The 22,080-nt window shown below is 39.8% G+C and carries 16 protein-coding genes; 12 read left to right on the forward strand and 4 right to left on the reverse strand.

Annotation, left to right across the window (positions count from 1 at the left end):
- The first annotated feature begins 55 nt into the window (after positions 1–55).
- From PT281_RS01660 to PT281_RS01680, 5 genes are read left to right on the forward strand one after another with little or no spacing between them, the layout of a single operon-like run.
- The gene (locus tag PT281_RS01660; RefSeq protein WP_277151448.1) at positions 56–808 is read left to right on the forward strand and encodes an SAM-dependent methyltransferase; all 753 of its coding nucleotides are present in this window, start codon (positions 56–58) and stop codon (positions 806–808) included.
- Positions 798–1,763: a hypothetical protein gene (locus PT281_RS01665; protein WP_277151450.1), complete on the forward strand. Its 966-nt coding sequence runs from the start codon at positions 798–800 to the stop codon at positions 1,761–1,763. Before PT281_RS01660 ends, PT281_RS01665 begins: the two co-directional genes overlap by 11 nt.
- Entirely contained in the window at positions 1,756–3,141 is a 1,386-nt protein-coding gene (locus PT281_RS01670; RefSeq protein ID WP_277151452.1) for an RsmB/NOP family class I SAM-dependent RNA methyltransferase, read from the forward strand. The genes PT281_RS01665 and PT281_RS01670 overlap by 8 nt, the downstream gene beginning before the upstream one ends.
- Before the next feature lie 5 nt (positions 3,142–3,146).
- Positions 3,147–3,923 (forward strand): HAD family hydrolase, encoded by a 777-nt coding sequence (locus PT281_RS01675; RefSeq protein ID WP_277151454.1) that lies wholly within the window; start codon positions 3,147–3,149, stop codon positions 3,921–3,923.
- A gap of 29 nt (positions 3,924–3,952) precedes the next feature.
- Entirely contained in the window at positions 3,953–4,690 is a 738-nt protein-coding gene (locus tag PT281_RS01680) for an NADPH-dependent oxidoreductase (protein WP_277151456.1), read from the forward strand.
- Positions 4,691–4,753: 63 nt separating this feature from the next.
- On the opposite strand, the gene fni is transcribed toward PT281_RS01680, so the two are convergent.
- The 4 genes from fni to mvk are packed head-to-tail and all read right to left on the reverse strand — an operon-like array spanning position 4,754 to position 8,767.
- Positions 4,754–5,770, reverse strand: a complete 1,017-nt coding sequence (fni, locus tag PT281_RS01685; RefSeq protein WP_277151458.1) for a type 2 isopentenyl-diphosphate Delta-isomerase — start codon at positions 5,768–5,770, stop codon at positions 4,754–4,756.
- An 8-nt stretch (positions 5,771–5,778) separates the two neighbouring features.
- Positions 5,779–6,861, reverse strand: coding sequence for a phosphomevalonate kinase (locus PT281_RS01690; protein ID WP_277151460.1), 1,083 nt, complete (start codon positions 6,859–6,861; stop codon positions 5,779–5,781).
- Positions 6,862–6,896: 35 nt separating this feature from the next.
- Positions 6,897–7,859: a diphosphomevalonate decarboxylase gene (mvaD, locus tag PT281_RS01695; RefSeq protein WP_277151462.1), complete on the reverse strand. Its 963-nt coding sequence runs from the start codon at positions 7,857–7,859 to the stop codon at positions 6,897–6,899.
- A complete protein-coding gene (gene mvk, locus PT281_RS01700) occupies positions 7,859–8,767 on the reverse strand; it encodes a mevalonate kinase (protein WP_277151463.1) in 909 nt (302 codons plus the stop codon). Before mvk ends, mvaD begins: the two co-directional genes overlap by 1 nt.
- Before the next feature lie 75 nt (positions 8,768–8,842).
- Here mvk and PT281_RS01705 point away from each other — a divergent pair, with 75 nt between their 5' ends.
- The 7 genes from PT281_RS01705 to nth all read left to right on the forward strand — a co-directional run bounded on the left by PT281_RS01705 (position 8,843) and on the right by nth (position 21,925).
- On the forward strand, positions 8,843–12,319 hold the full coding sequence (locus tag PT281_RS01705; protein ID WP_277151465.1) for a PD-(D/E)XK nuclease family protein: 3,477 nt from the start codon (positions 8,843–8,845) through the stop codon (positions 12,317–12,319).
- A 3-nt stretch (positions 12,320–12,322) separates the two neighbouring features.
- Positions 12,323–15,940: a helicase-exonuclease AddAB subunit AddA gene (gene addA, locus PT281_RS01710; protein ID WP_277151467.1), complete on the forward strand. Its 3,618-nt coding sequence runs from the start codon at positions 12,323–12,325 to the stop codon at positions 15,938–15,940.
- A 21-nt stretch (positions 15,941–15,961) separates the two neighbouring features.
- Positions 15,962–18,748, forward strand: a complete 2,787-nt coding sequence (locus PT281_RS01715; RefSeq protein WP_277151469.1) for a helicase C-terminal domain-containing protein — start codon at positions 15,962–15,964, stop codon at positions 18,746–18,748.
- Positions 18,741–19,223: a hypothetical protein gene (locus PT281_RS01720; protein WP_277151472.1), complete on the forward strand. Its 483-nt coding sequence runs from the start codon at positions 18,741–18,743 to the stop codon at positions 19,221–19,223. The genes PT281_RS01715 and PT281_RS01720 overlap by 8 nt, the downstream gene beginning before the upstream one ends.
- 66 nt (positions 19,224–19,289) lie before the next feature.
- A complete protein-coding gene (asnS, locus tag PT281_RS01725) occupies positions 19,290–20,588 on the forward strand; it encodes an asparagine--tRNA ligase (protein ID WP_277151474.1) in 1,299 nt (432 codons plus the stop codon).
- Between the two features lie 72 nt (positions 20,589–20,660).
- Entirely contained in the window at positions 20,661–21,302 is a 642-nt protein-coding gene (locus tag PT281_RS01730; protein ID WP_277151476.1) for a DnaD domain protein, read from the forward strand.
- Positions 21,302–21,925 carry an endonuclease III gene (nth, locus tag PT281_RS01735; RefSeq protein ID WP_277151478.1) on the forward strand — a complete coding sequence of 208 codons (624 nt, stop codon included), beginning with the start codon at positions 21,302–21,304 and terminating at the stop codon, positions 21,923–21,925. The genes PT281_RS01730 and nth overlap by 1 nt, the downstream gene beginning before the upstream one ends.
- Positions 21,926–22,080 lie beyond the last annotated feature (155 nt).

Raw genomic sequence — 22,080 nt, forward strand, 5'->3', positions numbered from 1 at the left:
ATTATAACTGAAATCTGTCTGTTTGAATGGTAAAATCAATAGAGGGATTGAAGTTATGACAAATTTTTTAGACAAAATTAACCAATTAGACAGGCAAATTAAGCATCCATTAGTCAATCGGCAGGTTGCAGAAATTAATCAAATTATCACTAAGTTGAACCAACACCAAGTGTTGGAAACGGCTCCGGCAAAATTAGGCTTATTGCCTGATGAAGTTGAAGTGATTTTGCAGCAAGTGGGGGATGAACAAGATACAAACCTCAAAGTATTGAACCAATTGCTTAACAGCTTGCGGCAATTTTTATCAATTAGGTATGGTCTTTGGTCATTGCCCAATCTGACAACAGCAGGCTTAATTAAAGAGCAATTGCACGTGACAACGGCATTAGAAATTATGGCAGGTAACGCATATTGGTCAAAGGCTTTGACTAAGGCACATATAAGGACAATTGCAACTGATTCTTTAGAATGGTCTAAGACTTCAGCAACAGGCAGTCACCCAGCTTTTGATGTAGTAGACTTAGATGCAGTACAGGCAATTAAGCAGTTTGCAGATGTTGATTTGATTATTTGCTCATGGGCACCCAACTTTACTGAGAGTGATTTACTGGCAGTTGCAGCATGGAAAAAGTATAATCCTAAGAGTCACTTTCTTTTTGTTGGTGAAAAAAATGGTGCAACTAATTCACCCGCTTTTTGGCAAACAATCAAACGTCATCATTCACCACAACTAAGAAAGATTAACCAATCGTTTCAAAGTTACGACTTTATTAATGAACAAATATTTGAGATAGAACATGAAATTTAAAAAATTCGGATTAATTATAGTTTTCTTCTTGGCACTTTTAGGAATTGGTAGTATGTTATCCAACGTGCAGTCACGTGAAGCTGACCAATTGCTAGAAGCCTATGGTTTAAGCAATAGTACACGCTATATTGATATTAATAGTCGGCAGAAGGTCAGCACTTTTTTACGATATTTAACTAAAAATTACCCCAAGAACAAAATTCAGGTACATCTTGATCATCAAGATAAAAATCACCAAACGTTAATTTGGGCTAACCATACGATTATTAGTTTGCCGACCGAAGCAGGACGCTATTTTTCGGCGGATGATTTTAAGGGACAAGTTTCTTTTGCGGTACTGGGGCTAAACGCCAAGGTCAAAACGTTAAAAACGCAAGGTAACCAATATGTTGTATTGCACCATAGATATTATTCGGTAATTGGCACCTTCAAGCATTACCGCCAAATGAAGCAAGATGGCTATTACTTATCGACTGGTCCTAAGCAGCCGACAGGACAATTTAAGCTAAACAATTACCAAATTATTATTGATGCATCAGACAAGGTCATTCATAAAATTGCGGCGCATTATGGCGGTAAGGTTAGAACACCGTTATTTGTAAAAAAACATCAAATTCATCGATTTTCGGTTATTCGTGAAATTTTACTGATTGCTCTTTTTGGCTTAGTTGCAGCAATTTGTAATCTGCTGCTTGCCTTAATTGATTGGCAAACAGTTAAAAAGACCAGCCTTACTGGCAATCTATTACGTAATTGGCTGATTAATCGTGGCATTAGACTAATTCTAACTGAATTATTAACCATGGTAGGAGCCTATTTCTTTTTATGCTGGCGAGCATTTTATTCAAAACCCGATCATTTGTTATGGCTGCTAATATTCAGCTGGTTTGTCATCATTTGGGCTTATATTCTTGGCATTTTGTACTTATCACGAAAGGAACGGCGTCGTGCTTAACTTACCCGCAGAATTTACACTTAAATATCAAAAATTACTTGGCAAAAAGCAGGCAGCCATTATGTTTGAAGCAATGGCACAACCAAGTAAAAAGGCTTTTCGCCTTAACCCACTGAAGTTTACGCAACAGGTGGCATATGATTGTGAAGAACCAATTCCTGAAATTAAAACAGCGTATTATGGTCAAGTTGCTGGCAATGATCCAGAGTGGGTTAGCGGCACGGTGTATTCCCAGGATCCGTCAGCGATGTTTCCAGCCAAGTTAATGGCAGTTAAGCCAGGTGATAAAGTCCTTGATCTCTGTGCTGCCCCAGGCGGAAAAAGCACCGCCTTAGGCGAGCAGTTAGCTGGCGAAGGGTTATTAGTTGCTAATGAAATTTCCGCGACGCGGGCCAAGATTTTGCGAGAAAATATTGAACGTTGGGGCATCACTAATTGCTTGATTACCAGTGAAGATCCGGTAGATTTAGCACCGCAATTCCCGCAATTTTTTGACAAAATCTTAGTTGATGCCCCGTGCAGCGGCGAAGGCATGTTTCGTAAAAATCCAGATGCAGTTAATTATTGGTCACAGGATTATGTACTAGTTTGCCAAAAACGCCAACAAGAGATTTTAACGCAAGCCGTCAAAATGCTTAAGCCAGGTGGGGAGTTGGTTTATTCGACTTGTACCTACGCTCCAGAAGAAGATGAGCAGATTGTCAGCTGGTTAATGACGGAATTTGGCTTTTCTGTAGAGGCGACGAATTTACATTCTACTAAGATAAGTCATGGTCGACCTGAATGGGGTGATAATCAGCCAGCCTTGAAGGAGACCCTTCGCTTTTGGCCGCAGGATGACTTAGGAGAAGGACAGTTTGCAGCCAAGCTAAAATTACCTGGCAGTATTGAACAGCACTCAGTTAAAGAAAAAAAGCATAAAAAGCACCGGTCAAAATTGCTTTTAACAAAAGAACAAACTGAATTAGTAACTTCAGTTTTGGCGGAATTTGATTTGCCACAAGCATTATTAAACTGGCGTGAGGAAGCGCGCGTTAGCCAAGATCATGTTTTTATTCCCGCACTCAAAACTTCTAACCTGCACCTCAAGATAATTAATAACGGACTTGAATTAGGTGTCTTAAAGAAAAACCGCTTTGAGCCGGGACACCAATTAGCAATGGCATTAAGCCAAGTTAAGCAGGAGCGCACAGTTGATTTAAATGATGATGACTATGCAGCTTATTTACATGGCGAAACAGTGCGGATAAAAACGGATTTACGCGGCTTTGTTTTAGTTAGCGCGCACCAACTAATTTTTAGCTTTGGTAAGATTACTGGCAATGGTGTCCTTAAGAATTTTTATCCTAAAGGTTTGCGAACACTCAAGAAAGGTTAATTAAAATGATTAAGTTAATTGCAACAGATATGGATGGTACTTGGCTGACTGATGCCAAGACCTATGATGTTGACCTGTTTTTGCGTGAATTTAAGATTATGCAGGAACGTAATATTAAATTTGTAGTTGCCAGTGGTAATCAGTACGAAAATTTAATAACTCGCTTTTCTGAAGTAGCTAATCAAATTTATTTTGTCGCTGAAAATGGGGCGCTGGTTGCTAAAGGTAAGCAGGTAATTCATACCGATAGCTTATCTGACAATGATTTGCGGACAATTTTGCAGATTACACACCAATATAAAGAAAAAGCCGTTGTTTCTGGATTACTCAGTGCATACGTACTAGATCCTGAATCGATTGAAGAATTGCGCAAGTACTACCACAAGATCACGTTAGTACCAGACTTTGAACACCTAGAAGATCAGGTCTTTAAAGTCACTTTTGATGTCGCTGAAGCTAAAATGCCACAAATGTTAGCAGAACTGAAACGCAATTATCCTAATCTGGGCTTTGTTTCCGGTTCTGCCGGTTCGATTGATATGTCAACCAAAGGCATGAATAAAGCTGTCGGCTTACAGTATTTAAGTAAGAAGCTCGGGATTAATCCGCGCGAAATGGTTGCCTTTGGTGACAGTGGCAACGATGTTGGCATGCTTAAATATGTTGGTCGTAGTTACGCGACTGGGACAGCTTTACCAAGTGCTAAAAGTGCCGCAAACCGAATTATCGGTTCCAGTAACGACAGTGCTGTCCAAAAAGAAATATGGCACTTATTGAATTAACTTAATATTTAAAGAAGGAACTAAGAATAGTGAATGATTTTATTCAAAAAATGACACAACATGTATCCGTACGTTCATTTGTCGATGAACCCTTGCCAGCTGCAACTAAAGAAGAACTACTCAAAGCTGCTAATAGTGCATCATCATCAAATTTTGTCCAGGCATTTTCAATCATCGAAATTACAGACGAGCAAAAACGCCAGCAATTAGGTGAAATTGCCAATTGTCCAGAATATGTGGTACACAGTGGGACCTTTTATGTTTTCGTTGCGGATTTGTACCGGCAAAAGTGTCTTTTAGAAAAAGCAAAGCAGTCACTAGCAGGAATTAAAAATATGGAAGCGCTGTTAGTCAGCGTAATTGACGCGACGATTGCAGCACAGAATATGGCAGTTGCAGCTGAGTCCCTTGATTTAGGAATTTGCTATATTGGCGGGATTCGGAATGACCTCGAACAAGTAAGTGGAATCTTAGAATTACCAGAGTATACTGTGCCTATTTTGGGGATGACAGTAGGTATTCCGACTAAGAAGAATGAGATAAAGCCGCGAATGACACTAGAGCAAAAAGTTGCTCAAAATAGCTATGACAAAACGAAGTTCACTGATTTAAGCAATTATCAGCAGGTGACTGCTGCATATTATGCTGCTCGTAATAGCAACCAGCAGCAAACCGACTGGCTGCAAAAGAATATTGATTTCTTTAGTGAAGTAAGAAGACCAGATGTGGGCGCATTTTTGCAAAAACAAGGTTTTGAACTGAAATAGAAAAAAGAACAAGCAGAATATGCTTGTTCTTTTTTATGTCATAATTAAAATTATGTAAAGTATTTAACTTAATTGCATTATTAAGTCATGCAAGGGCAGGTCAAAATATTGCTTAATACTTGTTAAGTTAGTCAAATCTTTTTGCCCAAAAATTGCTAATAAGCCAGCTAATTCATGCTGCCAATTCTGAATCATTTGCAACAAAAACTCCGGTGAATTTTGTTCCATTGCTTGTAAAAAGACATTAGAAATACCGACATATTGACCGCCTAAGCATAACCCCTTGAATACATCAAGAGGATTGCGAACGCCACCAGAAACAATTAGGTTAACGTCTTCTTTTTGAGCCATCATTGCCGCGATAACTGTTGGCAAACCTAAATCTTCTAAATAAGAAAGGTCACTCTGATTACGAGCATTTTCAATTTGGGCAAAATTAGTGCCGCCGCTGCCAGCAACGTCAAACCATTCAAAGCCTTCATTTTTCAATAGCCGAATGGTTGCCTGGTCAAGGCCGAAACCAACTTCTTTAATAATGATTGGGACAGTAATTTCTTGGCGCAAATTTTTAAGATTATCTAACCAGTGGAAATCGCGTTCACCTTCAGGCATGGCAATCTCTTGAACTGTATTTAAATGAACCTGCAAAGCATCAGCTTGCAATTCGTTGACAATTTTTTGGGCATCTTTTGGGGCGGTTTTAGCATTGACGTTAGCAATAATCACGCCATCTGGATTAGCCTCGCGCGCAACCAAAAAACTATCAAGCTGTGCATGCTCTTTAACTAAGATACTAGCTGAACCTAACGCCAGCCCGATTTTAGTTTGATTGGCAATCTTACCTAGCTCTTTGTTAATCACCAGTGACTTAGGTGAACCACCAGTCATCGCGTTAATGAAGAAGGGGGCATTGACTTTTTTACCAAACATTGTTGTTTTGATTGCAGCTATGTCAACTTGGGTTTCAGGTAAAGCTGGTCGTAATAAGTGCATTTGGTCAAAACTATTGGCTTTTTCAGATTGAAAAAAAGTTTGTGCTAACGCTAAATGTTCTTCTTTGCGTTTAGATCTGATTGACATTTTTTCTCCTATTGGGCAAGTTTAACTTGGTGTACGTGAAAGTTGAGCGGTTGAATTCCATTTTCCTGCCATTGACTTTCTAAAGCAGCCACGTTGGTTGCTTTGTCTGCAATTACAATACCGCAATCGCCGTTACCAGCGCCAGATGTCTTAGCTGCACCGCCAAAACTTTCAGCAATACTAATTAATTTGGACAAGCGCGGAATTTCAATCGCAATTTGGTTAATTTGGGCAAAATGCTGCAATAAACCGCGATTGACACGGATCTGTGTTTTAATCAAGTCAATATTACTTTGTTCAAATCCAGTAATCATGTTCAACACGCACTCGCGTGACGCCCGCAAAAATTCTTGATATTCACCATTTAGAGCGGCGCGATTAGCATTAGTTTCATCAACTAACCGTGATGTTGAAGCTGGCTTTTGGCTCCAGCCTATCATTAGATGCATCCCTTTTGGTGGCGTTAATAATTGGATTTTTAATCCCGGCCATGCTTCGTTAACGATTTCTGATAATGTTTTGCTAGTCAATTCACTAGTCAGCCATGCCTTATCAAAGGTTTGGTAAGCCAGCCAGCCGCCGTATACGCTGGCTGCAATATCGCCAGCAGAACCGTTACCCTGAACCGAATAATGAGAGATGGCGGATAATTTATAAACTAATTCATTGCTAAAAGGCACATTATAAAAATGCAAAATTGACTTAACGGTTGCAACTGTTACTGCCGCGCTAGAACCCAAGCCGTACTTTTTGCCATCAGCCGAATCTAAATCTGAATTAACGTACAAGTCATAAACTTCCATCGTAACGTTTTGTTCAATACAGTAACGTTCCGTATATGAAATTGCAGCTAAAATATATTCGAAAGGATTATCACGGTTATCAATTACCATTTTGGTACCTTTGCGTACCCAGTGAATTGAGTCTTGTGAATACTGCTTGGAGTGAATTGAGCCCGTTGTTGATTTGCTTTTAGTAATCGAAACCCGAATAAACTGGTTAACTGCAACTAAGATTGCTGGGCAATCTTGTTCTAAGACGGCATATTCACCAGCAATATATAATTTCCCGGGTGCTTGCTCTGTGATCAATTAATTTAATCTCCTAATCAATTAAATTACATTAATTAGTCCAGGCATGAAATACCTGGACCAAAACTTGCATTTACTATCTTAGCATTCTTAAACACAGACACAAATGAATTGGTCACATCTTTTACATTTCTTAACTGGCAGAGAACTTTAACGTTAGGTCCAGCATCAATTGTGTAGTAGCATTCAACTCCGCAAGCTCGCAATTGGGCAACCAGTTTAATCGCGCGAATAGTGTCTGGTTCAAAATAAGTAAAGCCAGGTTGAGCGGTTAGGTTAATTGCATGCATTTCACTGGCGTTAAGTTCAGCTAGTTGTCCTAATTTAGTAAAATCATTTTCCTTGATGGCAGCTATCATAGCCGCCATTTCTTGTTCATTACGCGCTAGCCACGGTTTAAAAAGTGGCGAAGATTGGGCTTGCTTCATTCCGCCAGTTGACGATAATTTTTTCGGTTGCTGGTTTAACTCAATTGCTAAAAGATGTAGATCCATCTGTGGCTTTTCATCCAAAGCATAGGCATAAGAACTGGCATTATCTGTACCTTTTTGCCAAACCGCAAATCCGCCATAAATTGACCTAGAGGCTGAACCCGAACCCAGCCGCGCTAAACAAGAGAGTTCTTTACGCGTAACATCTAATTGGTAATATGAGCAAAAAGCCCCAGCTAAGGCCGCAAAAGCAGAACTAGATGAAGCGAGTCCCGCTGCTGTTGGCACGTGATTGGTCGAGTAAACGGATAATGGACCTGTGACGTTAAAATGCTGTTGCAGTTTTTTTAAATAAGTAAAAACACGCTGCGCGCTTTGACCAGTTTGTTCAACATTGTTTAAGAAAAAATGATTTCCTGTTGTGCTGGGCTTGATTTTCGTATCTGTATAAAATTGGTCTAAGGTCATTGATAGACTAGACATAAGCGGCAAGCGCAATTGGTCGTCAGCCTTACCCCAATACTTAATTAATGCGATATTTGTGTGCGCGCGGACTGTTTTGGCCATTAAATTTCCTCGATCCATGAATTTGCAATTAACGTTTGACTTGCGGCGATGATTTTTTCTGCCGTTTCCCGATTAGGGCACAGAGCAATGACGATTCCACCAAGGCCACTGCCAGATAACTTGAATCCTAATGCTCCGTTAGCTAGGGCTAATTTTTGCAACTGGTTAATTTTAGTTGTGGCTAAACCGAAGGCTTGCAAGATTGCTTGTGCTTGATTAAAAATATGACCCACCTCAACTTGCTGCTGGTTCAGCCATGCTGTCTTAGCTGCCGTGGCTAATTGCCCCAATTGCGCAATCATTTGCTTTTTAGCGGGGTCTAGCTCCATTTGGGTATGGACCTGGTTAACGGCTTCTTTGGTGCTGCCTAATTCACCGGTATCCATGATAAGCAGGGTGGCTGCCAATTTGGCATTCAAAGTTTGCGGACCCATTTTTTGGTTAAAAAAGACCAAATTAGTTGCATTAACAGTTGCCGCATCAAGCCCAGATGCCTTGCCATGATTAATCATTTCGGCATGGTTGGTAATCGCCATGATTTCTTCTTCTGTTAAGTTTAATACAAAATATTCATTCAAGACGCGACTTGTTGCTAGTGCCACGGTTGCACTAGAACCCAAGCCGCGTTCAGTCGGGATTTCTCCCGTATAAGTGATTTTGAGAGGCTCATTGCTGTTTGCCTTAGCGCGCATCGTCTTGACGACATACTTCAAGCCGTTATATTCATCCGGAGCCGTAAAAAAGGGCCCCTGATAACAAGCGGTGTCTAACCACATTTGTGAGTTAGGTTCAACCGTTGTCTTAATCTGCAGGGACATAATTGGCAAGGCTAAGGCATCATAGCCATAAACAACCGCATGCTCACCAATTAAGATAACTTTACCATGTGCTAAATAACTACATTTCATTTTATTTAAGATCCTTAATGTTAGTAAAAAATTGTGGCTCCTATGCTAAAATAATAGCTAAGGAGAAGTGAACAAATGATCAAGATTCTAGTCGGTCGGCAGACAGATCCTTTGCAAGAAAAAATTCTGCAACTAGCAATTGAAAATTATCAACAGCAGCCAGAACACGAAACTTTCATCATTGTACCTAATCATATTAAGTTTACCACAGAAATTAGGGCAATAAATAAGCTTGCTGTAAGTCAAAAGCAGGTAGAACAGTCAGTGAAGAATTTGCAGGTTCTGTCGTTTTCACGACTGGCCTGGTATTTTTTAAAGGACGCAGAAGAAGGATTGCCCACGCAATTAGACGATGCGGCAGCAGCCATGTTATTAGCTAAGATTATTGAGGAAAAGCGCGAGCAGCTGCATTTATTTAAAAATGTCAGCGTTAATTCTGGCTTAGTCAAGCAGCTTTACGATACTATTCTGCAAGTGCGGGCTGGTAATTTGGATCTGGACGGACTCGATGACAGCAATTTAGATTTAGAAACAAAGAACAAGATTGCTGACTTACGCGTGATTTATGATGCCTTTATCACAGAAATTACGGGTAAGTTTTCCACCAAAAACGAAGTTCAATTACAGTTAAACGAACTCTTGGCCAGTAAGAAAGATCTGCGCCAGACGGATTTTTACTTCAGTGATTTTTCACATTTTTCATTACAAGAATGCTTAACTATTAAGCTGTTAATGATGTATGCTGGCAGTGTTACCTTGGCCTTTAAGACCAAACTAGGGCAAATTGATCCCGCTGCCGAAGCTGGTGACTATGATTACGTCATCCAAAAAACAATTGGTCAATTGATGCACTACTTAGATGACCATAATTTAGATTATCAAGTAAGTACCACGCCGATTGCACCTAAGCCATCAAATCGTGAATTATTAAATGAATATTGGACAGGATCAATTACACCACCGGAAGAATTGAAGCAGGTACAGTTGGTGCGAGCTGATTCGCGTTACGCTGAAGCCTATTTTGTCGCACGCACAATCTACCAGCAAGTAGCTCTTAGTAAGTATCGTTACCGTGATTTTTTGGTCTTAACACCTAATCTGCACGAATATGAAACCTATCTAACACCAATTTTGCGGCAAAATAAGATTCCATTTTTTAATGACTTGCAGCAGGAGATGAAATACCATCCCTTAGTAATACTAATTGAAAATATTGCCCAACTACTTGCTAGACCCCTGCAAACCAGCAACTTACTAGCAATTTTAAAAACTCGCTTGTTGATTCCCGATTGGTATCAGGATGAAGCGGCCTATGTTCACGATGTCGATGAACTAGAAAACTTTGTCTTAGCGCACGGAATTAACCATAACTTATGGCGGCGTGACTTTACTGATTATGTGGCTGCCGAGGTTATCAGATTAGACAAGATTCCCGATGAAGTAGCCAAGATTAGCAAGCTCAAAGATTATTTTGTAGACCGTATTTCAAACTTGCTTACTGAGATGAAGAAAGAAACCGACAGTCAAAAAGCTGTCACCATTTTCTTTAACTTTCTAACGCAAAATGGTATTCCCAAGCGCTTAGAACAGTGGCGTGAGAATGCGCAAGAACAAGGTGAATTACAACAAGCGCAGCAGCCTGAGCAGGTATGGGATTTATTGATTAACTTACTTCATGATTATCTTCTGATTAACCCCGATAAGTTCGATATTGACAGCTTTTTTTATGTATTAACCAATGGCTTTAAGGAAGCAACTTTCTCGCAAATTCCTTCGACTTTAGATGCCGTTAACTTGTCCGAAATGGGTATGATTCAAACTAGCGGCTACAAGCAGGTCTTTATTATTGGGGCAACCAGTAATAATTTGCCGGCAATCCAAAATATTCCGGGCTTTTTAAGTTCGGAAAACATAGATAAATTAAGTCAGGCATTTGGTGAAGATTCATATTTGGAAGACAGTCAAGAGCTAAGTAACTTAGATCAGAATTATCAATTTGGCGTGTCTCTTGCCTTAGCGCAAGATAAGGTTTACCTTTCTTATCCGGTTTTAAATGCTGCTAACGAAGAATTAGAGCCGTCAATCTACTATGAACGGCTGAAACAGGCTGGCGCTCCCGAATTTAGTCAGCATAATTTGCCAGACAAGTTACAGAATTTGTTATCATTTTTAACTAATCCTGAGGCCAGTCTGGGTTATTTAACTTATTTAAGTCAAAATCAGCCAGAGCCTCATGTTGAAAAGCTGCTGACGTTAACACAAAAATATTTGCCGCAAAAGACAGCGATGGTCCTTGAAGCCAGTCAATTTGATAATCAACCGGAAGATATCGGGGCAGAATTAGCCCAAAAGTTATACGGGGAGAATCTTAATTCTTCGGTTTCACAATTAGAAACCTTTTATGAAAATTCCTATGAATACTTTTTAAATTACGGCTTACGCCTGCGCAAACGCTTTGAAAATGAGCTTGATGTTATCCAAGCTGGGAATTATTTCCATGAAACGTTTGACCGCTTGGTTAAGGAATTAAATCAGCGCAAATTGGACTTAGCAGAGATTGATCAGACGACTTTGCAAAGGCTGCTTGAATTAGCTCGCGCAAAAATGCAGGATGAAACTAAATACCAACAGTTGATGAATGATCCGTTTAATAAGTACTTATTTCGGTGTTTAGATCAGACAACAACTAAGGTGGCAGCTAATTGGCACCGTTCACTGCAAAAAACTCCTTTGCGGGCGCAATACTCAGAATTAAGTTTCGGCTTAGGCGAACAAGTTAAGGGACTAAACTTTACGGTTCCCAACTTGACAGGAGACCACCACGTCAATTTACGTGGCAAAATCGATCGGGTTGATCTTGCCCAAATTTCTGACCAGCGGGAATTTTTAGCTCAGGTCATTGACTATAAGTCATCGGCGAAAAAATTCAATCTTGGGTTATTTTATAACGGAATTTCCCTGCAAATGGTATCCTATCTTGATGTCTTAGCCCAAAACCAGGACTTTTTTACTGGCAGCAATCCTTTATCACTACTAGGAGCATTTTATCAAACAGTCACCCGGCAGATTGAGCGACTCAATGGTAAAGATTTGATTGGTACGGATTTGCTTCTTAAAAAGCCATCCCTAGATGGGCAAACGCGGCTGAAATACACGGGGCTAATCAATAATGACCCCGACTTACTATTAAAGGCGGAGCCGCTGCTTGAAGAAACAGGTCAGGTCTCAGAGCTGTATACTGGTGTTAAAACTAAGGCAAAGGGCGGCTTTAGTTTTAGCAGTAAGAATGACTTCACTGAAGATGAAATCAACCTATTGTTAAAGTACGATGAAGACCTAATCAAAGAGGCTTCCAGTCAGATTTTATCCGGGCAGGTTAAGCTTAATCCTTATAAATACGGCAAGAGTAAAAATGCCTTAACTTATTCCGACTATCGTGATGTCTTCTTTTTTGACTCCATGCTTAAAGATAATAAGTATCATCAAATCAGTAATTTAAGCAAAAAAGAGCTACTCAAGAAAATTAAAGAAAAATTAGGAGAGAGTGACTAAATAATGCCCCAATTTACTAAAGAGCAACAACAAGCAGTTAATGATCGCGGGCAGGATATTTTGGTCTCCGCATCAGCTGGTAGTGGCAAGACCACAGTCTTAGTCGAACGGGTCATGCAGGAAATTTTAGCGGGCACGGGGGTTGACCAGTTATTAGTTGTAACCTTTACTAAAGCCGCCGCTCAAGAAATGAAGACCCGGATTAAGCAGGTACTAGAACAACAGTTAAGCTCGGCACCAAATTCTAATAAACGTTACCTGCGCCAGCAGCTGAATCAAGTTGATACCGCCAATATTTCAACAATTGACGCCTTTTGTTTGGATGTGATCCATCGTTTTTACTATGTCATTGACATTGATCCCAGCTTCAGCGTCTTAACAGATGAAACGCAAGCAGCATTGCTGCGTGAACGGGCGCTGCACGAAATCGAAGGCGAATTTTTAGAGGCAAAGGATAAGGACTTCATTGCCTTTTATGATAATTTTGCTGGTGATCGGGATGCCGATTCTGCTCAAGGGTTGCTGCTGGACTTGTATGACTTTGCTATGGCTAAGCCCGATTATCGTGATTGGCTCAAGCAATTAAGTCGGCAGTATGAAGTTGGCGATAGTATTATTAAATCTTCTTTGTGGCAGAAGCAGATTAAGCCGTACTTAACGAATACTTTTGCAGGTCTCAATGAAAAAGTTGAGCGGCTGCTGACAAATAGTCAGCTTGAGACTAAAGAATTAAGTAAGGTGCAAGCAGGTTTTACGCAATTTCAGCAGGCGTTAGCAAATTATCGTAAAAGTTTAGCAGACGATGCAGATTACGAAACCCAGCGAGCATTTTTACGCAGCTGCATTTTTACTGGGACTTACCGTAAATCGAGCAAATGGGATGAGGATCTGCTTGACGTCTATCAAGAAAGTCAGACTTTAAAAGAAGAAGCTAAAAACCAAATTTTTTCAACGTATACTTCTTTTTACGTGACAGACGAGAAAGAGCAGCTCGACTTGTTAAAGCAGGGAAAGCAAATTATGACAGCAATTACTAAGGCTGAATTGGCTTTGATTGATCGTTTTAATCAATTAAAGCGCGCTGAAAATCTGCTCGATTATAGTGATATGGAGCAATTAGCTTACCAAATTCTTAGTCAGGATACATCTAATTCACAACTGGCTCGTGACTATTATCGCAATAAGTTTAAGGAAATTCTGGTTGATGAATACCAGGACATTAATGCCTTGCAAGAAAAGATTTTGCAATTACTGAAAAAGGAGGGACAAAACAACCTCTTTATGGTGGGGGATGTCAAGCAGTCAATTTACGGCTTTCGCCAAGCTGAACCCAGTCTATTTTTGCATAAATATCATGCCGCGGCACAAGCTGACAATAAAAACCAAGAACGAATCTTATTATCAGCCAATTTCCGCTCTGCTAAACCAGTTGTGAAGCTGGTTAATCAAGTATTTGACAGCATTTTAAGCACTGACTTTGGGGGAATTGATTATTCTCATGAAGGTCAGTTGATATTTGGCGCACAATATTATCCGTCTGATTTGCCAGCAGCTAGTGAAATTCTTTATCATGAAAAAGAAACACAAACAAATCAAGATGAACCAGTGCTGGATATTGATGCCAGTGAAATCATGATGGTTATTAACCGGATTCAGCAATTTAAAAAAGAACATTTACAAGTGTATGATGCTCATTTGGGACACAAGCGACCTTTTAAATACAGCGATATTGCTATCTTAACCAGAAGCCGCAGCGATAATTTAATGATTATGCAAGAGTTTGCTAAGAACCAGTTACCATTATTTGTGACCGATGCTAAGAATTATTTTCAGACCCTAGAATTAACAGTGATGATGAATTATTTAAAAATCATTGATAATCCGGATCAGGACATCCCGCTAGTCACGGTTTTGCGCTCCCCACTGTTTAACTTCAAAGAATCCGACCTTGCTAAAATTCGGATTCATAGCAAAAACGCTAGTTTTTACAATGCATTAACTTCGTATGTCGTAGTCGGTGACCAATTAAGTGGTCGCATTAAAGCCTTTTTAAATCAATTAGATGACTTACGGCAGTTTGCGACTAACCACCGTATTTCGGAGTTAATCTGGAGTATTTACGAACGAACAAGTCTTTTAGAAATTATGACCGGGCTGCCTAATGGTGAACAGCGCCGGGTTAATCTTGAGGCTCTTTATGAGCGGGCAAGTTCCTATGAAAGTGCTGGCTTTAAGGGCTTGTACCAGTTCATTAACTTTATTGAGCGCATGCGCCGCAGTCAAAAAGACCTGGCGCAACCGCTACTAACTAAAGAAGCTGGTGATGCGGTTCGACTGATGACAGTTCATGGCTCTAAAGGACTAGAATTTCCAATTGTGTTCTATGTTGGCTTGCAGCATCGCTTTCAAATGCGTGATTTAAGCGGTAATTATATTATTAATGCCGATAATGTTGGCTTGACTTTACGGCGCAAACACTATCGGGCAGATTCACTAGTCAAGTCAATTGATAATATTAAGCAAAAGCAGCAATTATTAGAAGAAGAGGCGCGGATTTTGTATGTTGGGCTGACGCGGGCTAAGCAGAAACTCATTTTAGTGGCGGATATTCCGAGTTTTCCTAAAAAAGTCGCGGCTTGGCAGCAACAATTGAATAGTAAAAACCAACTTGCATTAGCTGACAAATTAGCAGCTACAAGTCCAATGAATTTTATTGGACCGGCAATTCACTTTGATGAATATCCTACTCAAACAATTAGTGACGTCACAAGTGAATTAGATCAAAGCCAAGACTTATTAATCATCAAATATGATGAAGAACAAATCACAGCTGCACCCGCTCAAAAAGCTCAGCAGCAAGAAAAGCAGGATTTAACCTTGCTTAATCAGACCGCCCAGAAGTTGTATGACTTTGTTTACCCGTTTAGCGATGCTAGTCAAACAACAGCCTATCAAGCTGTTTCGGAAATCAAGAAGGCCTTCAATGATCCAATTGATACCGAACTGGAAAATGCCCACCTCTTGTCATCTACTAACCGTTACCTGCAGCCAATCGACACCAAACCCAATTTTCTATTTGAAGCAAAATTTACGGGTGCAGAAATTGGGACGGCAACCCACTTAATCTTGCAATATTATGATTATCGCGGTAATGGCAATGACGATCAGTTAGATAACGAGATTCAAGAATTGGTCAAGCAAAAGAAGCTAAATCCGCAAATCGTTGCTAGTCTTAAAAAGGACGAGATTGACTGGTTTGTACATAGTGATTTCGCTCGTGACTTTTGGCAAAAGCCAGATAAGTTAAAGCGTGAAGTAGACTTTTCCAGCTTAATTGCAGCAACAACACTGTTTAAGCAATTTAGTGATCCTGATGCCAAGATTCTGGTACACGGAACCATTGATGGTTATTTTGAAGCTGACGACGGGATTATTTTGTTCGATTATAAGACTGATCACGTTGATCCAACTAATTTAGACGCGGCAATCGCTAAGATTAAGCAAAAATACACGGGCCAGCTTAGGTTATACGAGCAGGCACTTAATTCGTTTGCTAATCAAAAAGTAACCCACAAATATCTAATTCTGCTTGACGCAAAAAGGGCAGTAGAAGTTAAATAGAGAAGAAAAGGAGGGCAGAACATGACATCATTTGCTAAAGATACTTTTGCGGTGGTCGATTTGGAAACAACCGGAACGCAGCGCGAAGATGATAATCATATTATTCAATTTGGCTGCGCAATTATTAAAAATCTGCAGGTTGTCAAAACTTATTCATTCATGATTAATCCCCACCGTGAAATTCCCTTGGCAGTCCAAAATCTGACCCATATTCATAATGAGGACGTCGCAAAGCAAAAGGACTTTACTTACTATGCTCCCAAAATCATTGAAATCCTTAAAGGAACGGTTTTTGTTGCGCATAATGTTAATTTTGATCTGCCGTTTTTAAATTATGAACTAGTTAGTCATGGCTTTGATGAGTTGCCCAACAAGGCAATTGACACGGTTGAATTAGCTAAGATTGCCTTTCCAACCTTGCCATCATATAAGCTCGGTGACTTAACGACCCAATTAAACATCAAGCATTTAAATCCCCATAAAGCTGACTCCGATGCCTATGGAACCGCGGTATTATTAATTAAAATTATTCATGAACTTGAAGCCTTGCCTCAAGCAACACTGAATACGTTGAGCTCACTAGCTCATGGCTTAATTCGTGATACTTCGTGGATTTTTACAACAATCGCGGAAAACGCCCGCCAGCAAAAACGCCCGTTAAGTAAAGATCGCATGCAGGTACGCAATATTGTCCTGCAAAAGCAGCTGGTTAATCCTACTAGTAATCCGCGGAGCAGTAGAGCCAAGTTTCCGATTAAGGATGAGGTTAAGCGTAAGCTATTTAAGGATAAAATTAATTATCGCCAGCCCCAAGTTGACCTAATTAACCAGATTAATGGCTTTTTGCGTGATAGTCAGCAGCGAGCCATGTTAGTTGAGGCACCTAATGGTACGGGGAAAACTTTCTCCTACTTATTCGCTTATGCTTACCAGCTGTATTCCAGCCGGAAGTTAGTCATCGCTACGCCAACCAAGGTTTTGCAAAATCAGGTTATCAGTCAGGAAATTCCGCAAATGCTGGCAGTTACTAAGCTTGATCTAACTGCAGAAGTAGTTAAATCAAGCAGCCATTATCTTGACTTAGACGGCTTTTATCAAAGTCTTTATCAGGGAACACAGAACAAGCCGACATTGATTTTGCAGATGCGGATTTTGGTATGGTTAACGCAAACCAAAACAGGAGACTTAGATGAGTTACAATTAACCAATTATCGTGCGCCGTTGTTTACGGAAATATCGCATCCTGGAGATGCTCGTGTCGGCAGCAATTTTGCGGCGGTTGACTTTTGGAACTTAGCAAGACAAAGGCAGGAACAAGCCGACATCTTGGTGACCAACCACGCTTACTTGGCTAATCATTATAATGATTCAATTTGGGGACAAAATCCTTACTTAGTAGTTGATGAGGCTCATAGATTTGTCGACAATGTGATTACTTCGCGTAACGATTCGTTTCAGTTTGAATCGCTTTGGGGCGTGCTTAGTCATATTCGCAACTTATTGTATTACGCTGATGACAGCATTTTAAACCAATACGGCAATGACTCACAGCTTAACTTTTTACTAGAAAAATTGAATCCAGAACTGCTTGATTTAATTCACGCGATGAATAATTTGCAAAAAATGCTGTATGCGCAAAAAGAACAGTCTCTTAACCAGAACTTACTGGCAAATGGTAAATTACTTCTTAGTTTTCAAGGAACAGACCTGTTCCCTAAAAAAGGGGAGTTTAGGGCGCGACTGAGTGAATTTCAAAGACGATTAGAAAACGTCCGCCAGGAACTTAACCAAATTTTATTTAAACTGGATAAGGAAGCTGGCGATACTACCAATGATGAAGATGCACTTTTAAGTGAAATTACTGCCCAGCTTGACCGGCTCGACTTCTACATTGAAAAGAGCTACCAATTGTCTGACCTGCTGCACGACCAAGCGAATTTACAGCAGGAAGGGTTCATTGTTACGTTGACTAATCCGCAAGATCCGCTTAGTGCTAATATTAGTTGGCTAATGCTAGATGCCAGCAGTGAGTTGAAGCAAATTTATGCCCGCTTTGATCACCTGCTATTTGTCAGCGCAACTTTAACTAGTGAGAATAGCTTTGCATTTGCGATTAACCAGTTGGCTCTAGCTGATTTAATGCCCAAGGAGTACATTGGTAAAAGTACATTCAAATTGGCGAAGCACCTTGAGGTCTTATCAGCTAAAGACATGCCGGACTTTACCGCTGAGCAATATAATGACCAGCTGGCAGATATGTTAACCAATGATTTAGGTAATAAAAAGCATGTATTAGTACTAATGACTAATCTAGATCAGATTAAAGAAGTCTTTACCGCGATTTTAAACTCGCCGAATTTGCAGGACTTTGAAATTTTAGCTCAAGGATTATCCGGGTCAAACAACCGAATTGCCAAAAGATTCGCGATTGCTAACCAAGCAATTATTCTTGGTGCTGATAGTTTTTGGGAGGGTATTGACTTCCACCAATGTGGAATTGACCTAGTAATTGTTGCTAAATTACCGTTTGAATCGCCGGATCAGCCAGAAGTTAAATTACGCCAAAAAAGGCTGCAAGACCAAGGACTGAATGTCTTTCAAACTGATACAATGCCGCGCGCCGTTATTCGCTTTCGGCAGGGAATGGGTCGGTTAATCCGCGGCGAAGAAGACCGAGGGCAATTTGTCATTTTAGATTCGCGCATTTGGCAGCGAGATTATGGTAAAGTATTTTTGGATGCAATTCCGGTTAAAACACAGAAAGTCAGTTTAAAGGAGTTACGAGATAAGTTGGCTAATTATGATTAAAGATGATACAAGACAAACAATTAAGTTCGTTACTTGGGTGGTAATCATTGTAGTATTGCTCTACTTTGCATTTGTGGCCCTTTTTTACCAAGCAGGTCAACCTGGACGTAGTGAAACTCAAAATGTTAAGCAAATTGCAACCAGTAAGACACCGATTACGCTGGTAGAAGCACATTATCACTTAGATCGCGGAATTAATAGCTATGCCGTTAAGGGCATTAGTAAGAAGAATGGCACGTACTATTTTATTTACTTGCCTGGGTCCAAGAAGGGTTACCTCTATCCGGCTAAAAAAGGTGTCAATGAGACCACAATTAGAGCTGAATTTAATCAAAAGCATACTGGTGGTAAGATTAATGAGGTTAACTTAGGTTGGTACCAGAATAAGCCAGTTTGGGAAGTAACTGCTAAAAATGCGGCAGGTGATTATAGTTACAAATTATATGAATTTAAAACCGGAAAATTTATCGGTTAAGTCGCGCAAAAGGTAAAACTTTGGTATGATTAAGTTGATACAATAAGGAAAGTGGAATAAGAATTTATGACAGAATTAATTTCAATTAGAGACTGCTCCAAGCATGTTGACGAAGAAGTTGAGATGCATGTTTGGCTGACAGACAAACGTTCAAGTGGAAAAATTGTTTTCTTGCAATTGCGTGATGGTACCGCATTTTTCCAAGGAGTTCTTCGGAAAAATGACGTTTCCGAAGAGGTATTTGAAGCCGCAAAATCATTGCACCAAGAAGCTAGCTTCTACATTAAAGGTACTGTTCATCAAGATGAACGGTCTCACTTTGGCTACGAAATTCAAATTTCGGACTTAAAAGTTGTCACTAACAATGAAGGCTACCCAATTACAAACAAGGAACACGGAATCGACTTTTTACTCGATCACCGTCACTTATGGTTAAGAAGTCGGCGTCCATTTGCAATTATGCGCATTAGAAACGTCATTTTCAAAGCAACAGTTGATTTCTTTGAAAATGAAGGCTTCGTTAAATTTGACGCGCCAATTTTCATGCATTCTGCACCAGAAGGTACTACTGAATTATTCCATACTGAATACTTTGGTGGGGATGCTTACTTATCACAATCAGGTCAATTATACGGCGAAGTTGGTGCTGAAGCTTTTGGTAAAATCTTCACCTTTGGACCAACATTTAGAGCTGAAGAATCCAAGACTAGACGTCATTTGACAGAATTTTGGATGATGGAACCAGAGATGGCATGGATGCATCAAGATGAATCACTTGATATTCAAGAAAGATTCTTGTCCTATGTTGTTAAGCAAGTACTTGATAACTGCCAATACGAACTAGAACTTTTAGGTCGTGATCCTAAGAAGCTTGAACCAGCTGCAGAAGGCAACTACACTCGTTTGTCATACGATGATGCTGTTAAGATGCTTCAAGAAGCTGGTCGTGACTTCAAGTGGGGCGATGACTTTGGTTCTCCTGATGAAGCTTTCATTTCTGAAAAATTTGATCGACCATTCTTTATCGTAAATTACCCAACAGTTATTAAGCCATTTTACATGAAGAAGAACCCAGAAAATCCTAAGGAATACCTATGTGCTGATGTTTTAGCACCTGAAGGTTATGGTGAAATCATGGGTGGCTCAGAACGTGAAAGCGACTATGAAATTTTGAAGAAGCAAATCGCTGAAGCTGGCTTAAACGAAGATGACTACAGCTGGTACCTTGATTTGCGTAAGTACGGTAGTGTGCCGCACTCTGGCTTCGGCATGGGCTTTGAACGGGTAATTGCTTGGATCTGTAAATTAGACCATGTTCGTGAAGCTATTCCATTCCCAAGAATGATTAACCGTATTGAGCCATAGAGTTACTAATAGAATATAATTAAAAGTTGGACTAAAATTTTTAGTTCAACTTTTTTAAAGGGGAGAATTTAATTGCACTACAATGATTTTCGCAAATTAGGTTTTACTACACTGCAGAACGGTTTAATTGCCTATTACCCACAGCTTAAAATTAGTGATCCTGAATTAATTCTAATCATTCAGTTAGAGGCTTTTGCCCAAAAAGGAGAGAACTTCCCAACAAATGAACAAATCGCTGCCAATACTAATCTCTCAACTGGTGAGGTAGCCAGCATTATTCAACAGCTGATTGACCAAAATTATTTAACCATCGACCAATTAACTGACAAACAAGGTCGAATTGGAAATTTTTATAATTTAGCTAACCTTTACCATAAGCTTGATGACTTTTTAACCGCTAACGTAATGGTTAAAAGTCATCAGGATCACACCGAAAAAGTTAGTGATAGTCTTGATAATAATCCACTTAGTACACTGGCAAGGCAGTTTGAAATCGAGTTTGGGCGCTATTTAAGTCCAATCGAACGCGAAGAAATTGCTGCCTGGCTTAGTGTTGACCACTATGATCCAGAAATTATTAAATTAGCATTGCGAGAAGCGGTTTTGTCGCAAGCATACAGCTTAAAGTATGTTGATCGCATTTTGTTAAATTGGCAAAGACATAATCTCAAAACCGTCGCGCAAGTTCAAAAGTTTTTACAAAGGAACCGTTAATGTCACAAGAAGAATTGTTAAGCACTGAAGAAGCACGCAAAGTATTGCGTACAATTAATAAGATGTATCCTGATGCCAAAAGTGAACTAATATGGGACAATAATTTTCACTTGCTTTGCGCGGTCCTAATGAGTGCCCAAACAACTGATAAAATGGTTAATCGGGTAATGCCCAAATTCATTGCTGATTATCCGACACCCGTGGAACTGGCACAGGCAACGATTGCAGATATTGAAGATCATATTTCTAAGATTGGCTTGTATCATTCAAAGGCCAAGTACCTCAAGGAAACAGCACAAATTTTAGTTGATAAATATAATTGCCAAATTCCTGAAGACAAGAAGACATTGGTAACCTTACCCGGAGTTGGTGTCAAAACAGCTAATGTTGTTCTAGCAGATGGCTTTGGTGTACCAGCAATTGCGGTTGATACTCATGTTGCCCGCATTTCCAAGCGATTTCACATTGTACCACAGAATGCCAAACCACTTGAAATTGAAAAAAGGTTGGAAGAAATTTTGCCACCTGACGAATGGATTCATACGCACCACGCCATGATTTTATTTGGACGTTACTCGATGACCGCTCGCGATAAAGAGAACCCATATACGTATTTGAAATAATATAGTAAAAATTTTTAATAGAATTAGTTTTATAAAAAACGTCGTTTATATTTTTATATAAGCAGCGTTTTTTTATTTGCTATTTTAAAAGTTAACGTGTTATTTGTATGCCATGATTTTGCATAGTCTAAAGCTGTGTATGCGTTTCGATCTAG

This window comes from Lactobacillus sp. ESL0701, from assembly GCF_029433445.1.
GTDB lineage: Bacteria > Bacillota > Bacilli > Lactobacillales > Lactobacillaceae > Lactobacillus.

Excerpts from the sequence above, each read along its gene's own strand:
- PT281_RS01660 (WP_277151448.1), top strand. The coding sequence starts at position 56 with ATGACAAATTTTTTAGACAAAATTAACCAATTAGACAGGCAAATTAAG.
- PT281_RS01665 (WP_277151450.1), top strand. The coding sequence starts at position 798 with ATGAAATTTAAAAAATTCGGATTAATTATAGTTTTCTTCTTGGCACTT.
- PT281_RS01675 (WP_277151454.1), top strand. The coding sequence starts at position 3,147 with ATGATTAAGTTAATTGCAACAGATATGGATGGTACTTGGCTGACTGAT.
- fni (WP_277151458.1), bottom strand. The coding sequence starts at position 5,770 with ATGTCAATCAGATCTAAACGCAAAGAAGAACATTTAGCGTTAGCACAA.
- mvaD (WP_277151462.1), bottom strand. The coding sequence starts at position 7,859 with ATGGCCAAAACAGTCCGCGCGCACACAAATATCGCATTAATTAAGTAT.
- mvk (WP_277151463.1), bottom strand. The coding sequence starts at position 8,767 with ATGAAATGTAGTTATTTAGCACATGGTAAAGTTATCTTAATTGGTGAG.
- PT281_RS01705 (WP_277151465.1), top strand. The coding sequence starts at position 8,843 with ATGATCAAGATTCTAGTCGGTCGGCAGACAGATCCTTTGCAAGAAAAA.
- addA (WP_277151467.1), top strand. The coding sequence starts at position 12,323 with ATGCCCCAATTTACTAAAGAGCAACAACAAGCAGTTAATGATCGCGGG.
- PT281_RS01715 (WP_277151469.1), top strand. The coding sequence starts at position 15,962 with ATGACATCATTTGCTAAAGATACTTTTGCGGTGGTCGATTTGGAAACA.
- PT281_RS01720 (WP_277151472.1), top strand. The coding sequence starts at position 18,741 with ATGATTAAAGATGATACAAGACAAACAATTAAGTTCGTTACTTGGGTG.
- asnS (WP_277151474.1), top strand. The coding sequence starts at position 19,290 with ATGACAGAATTAATTTCAATTAGAGACTGCTCCAAGCATGTTGACGAA.
- nth (WP_277151478.1), top strand. The coding sequence starts at position 21,302 with ATGTCACAAGAAGAATTGTTAAGCACTGAAGAAGCACGCAAAGTATTG.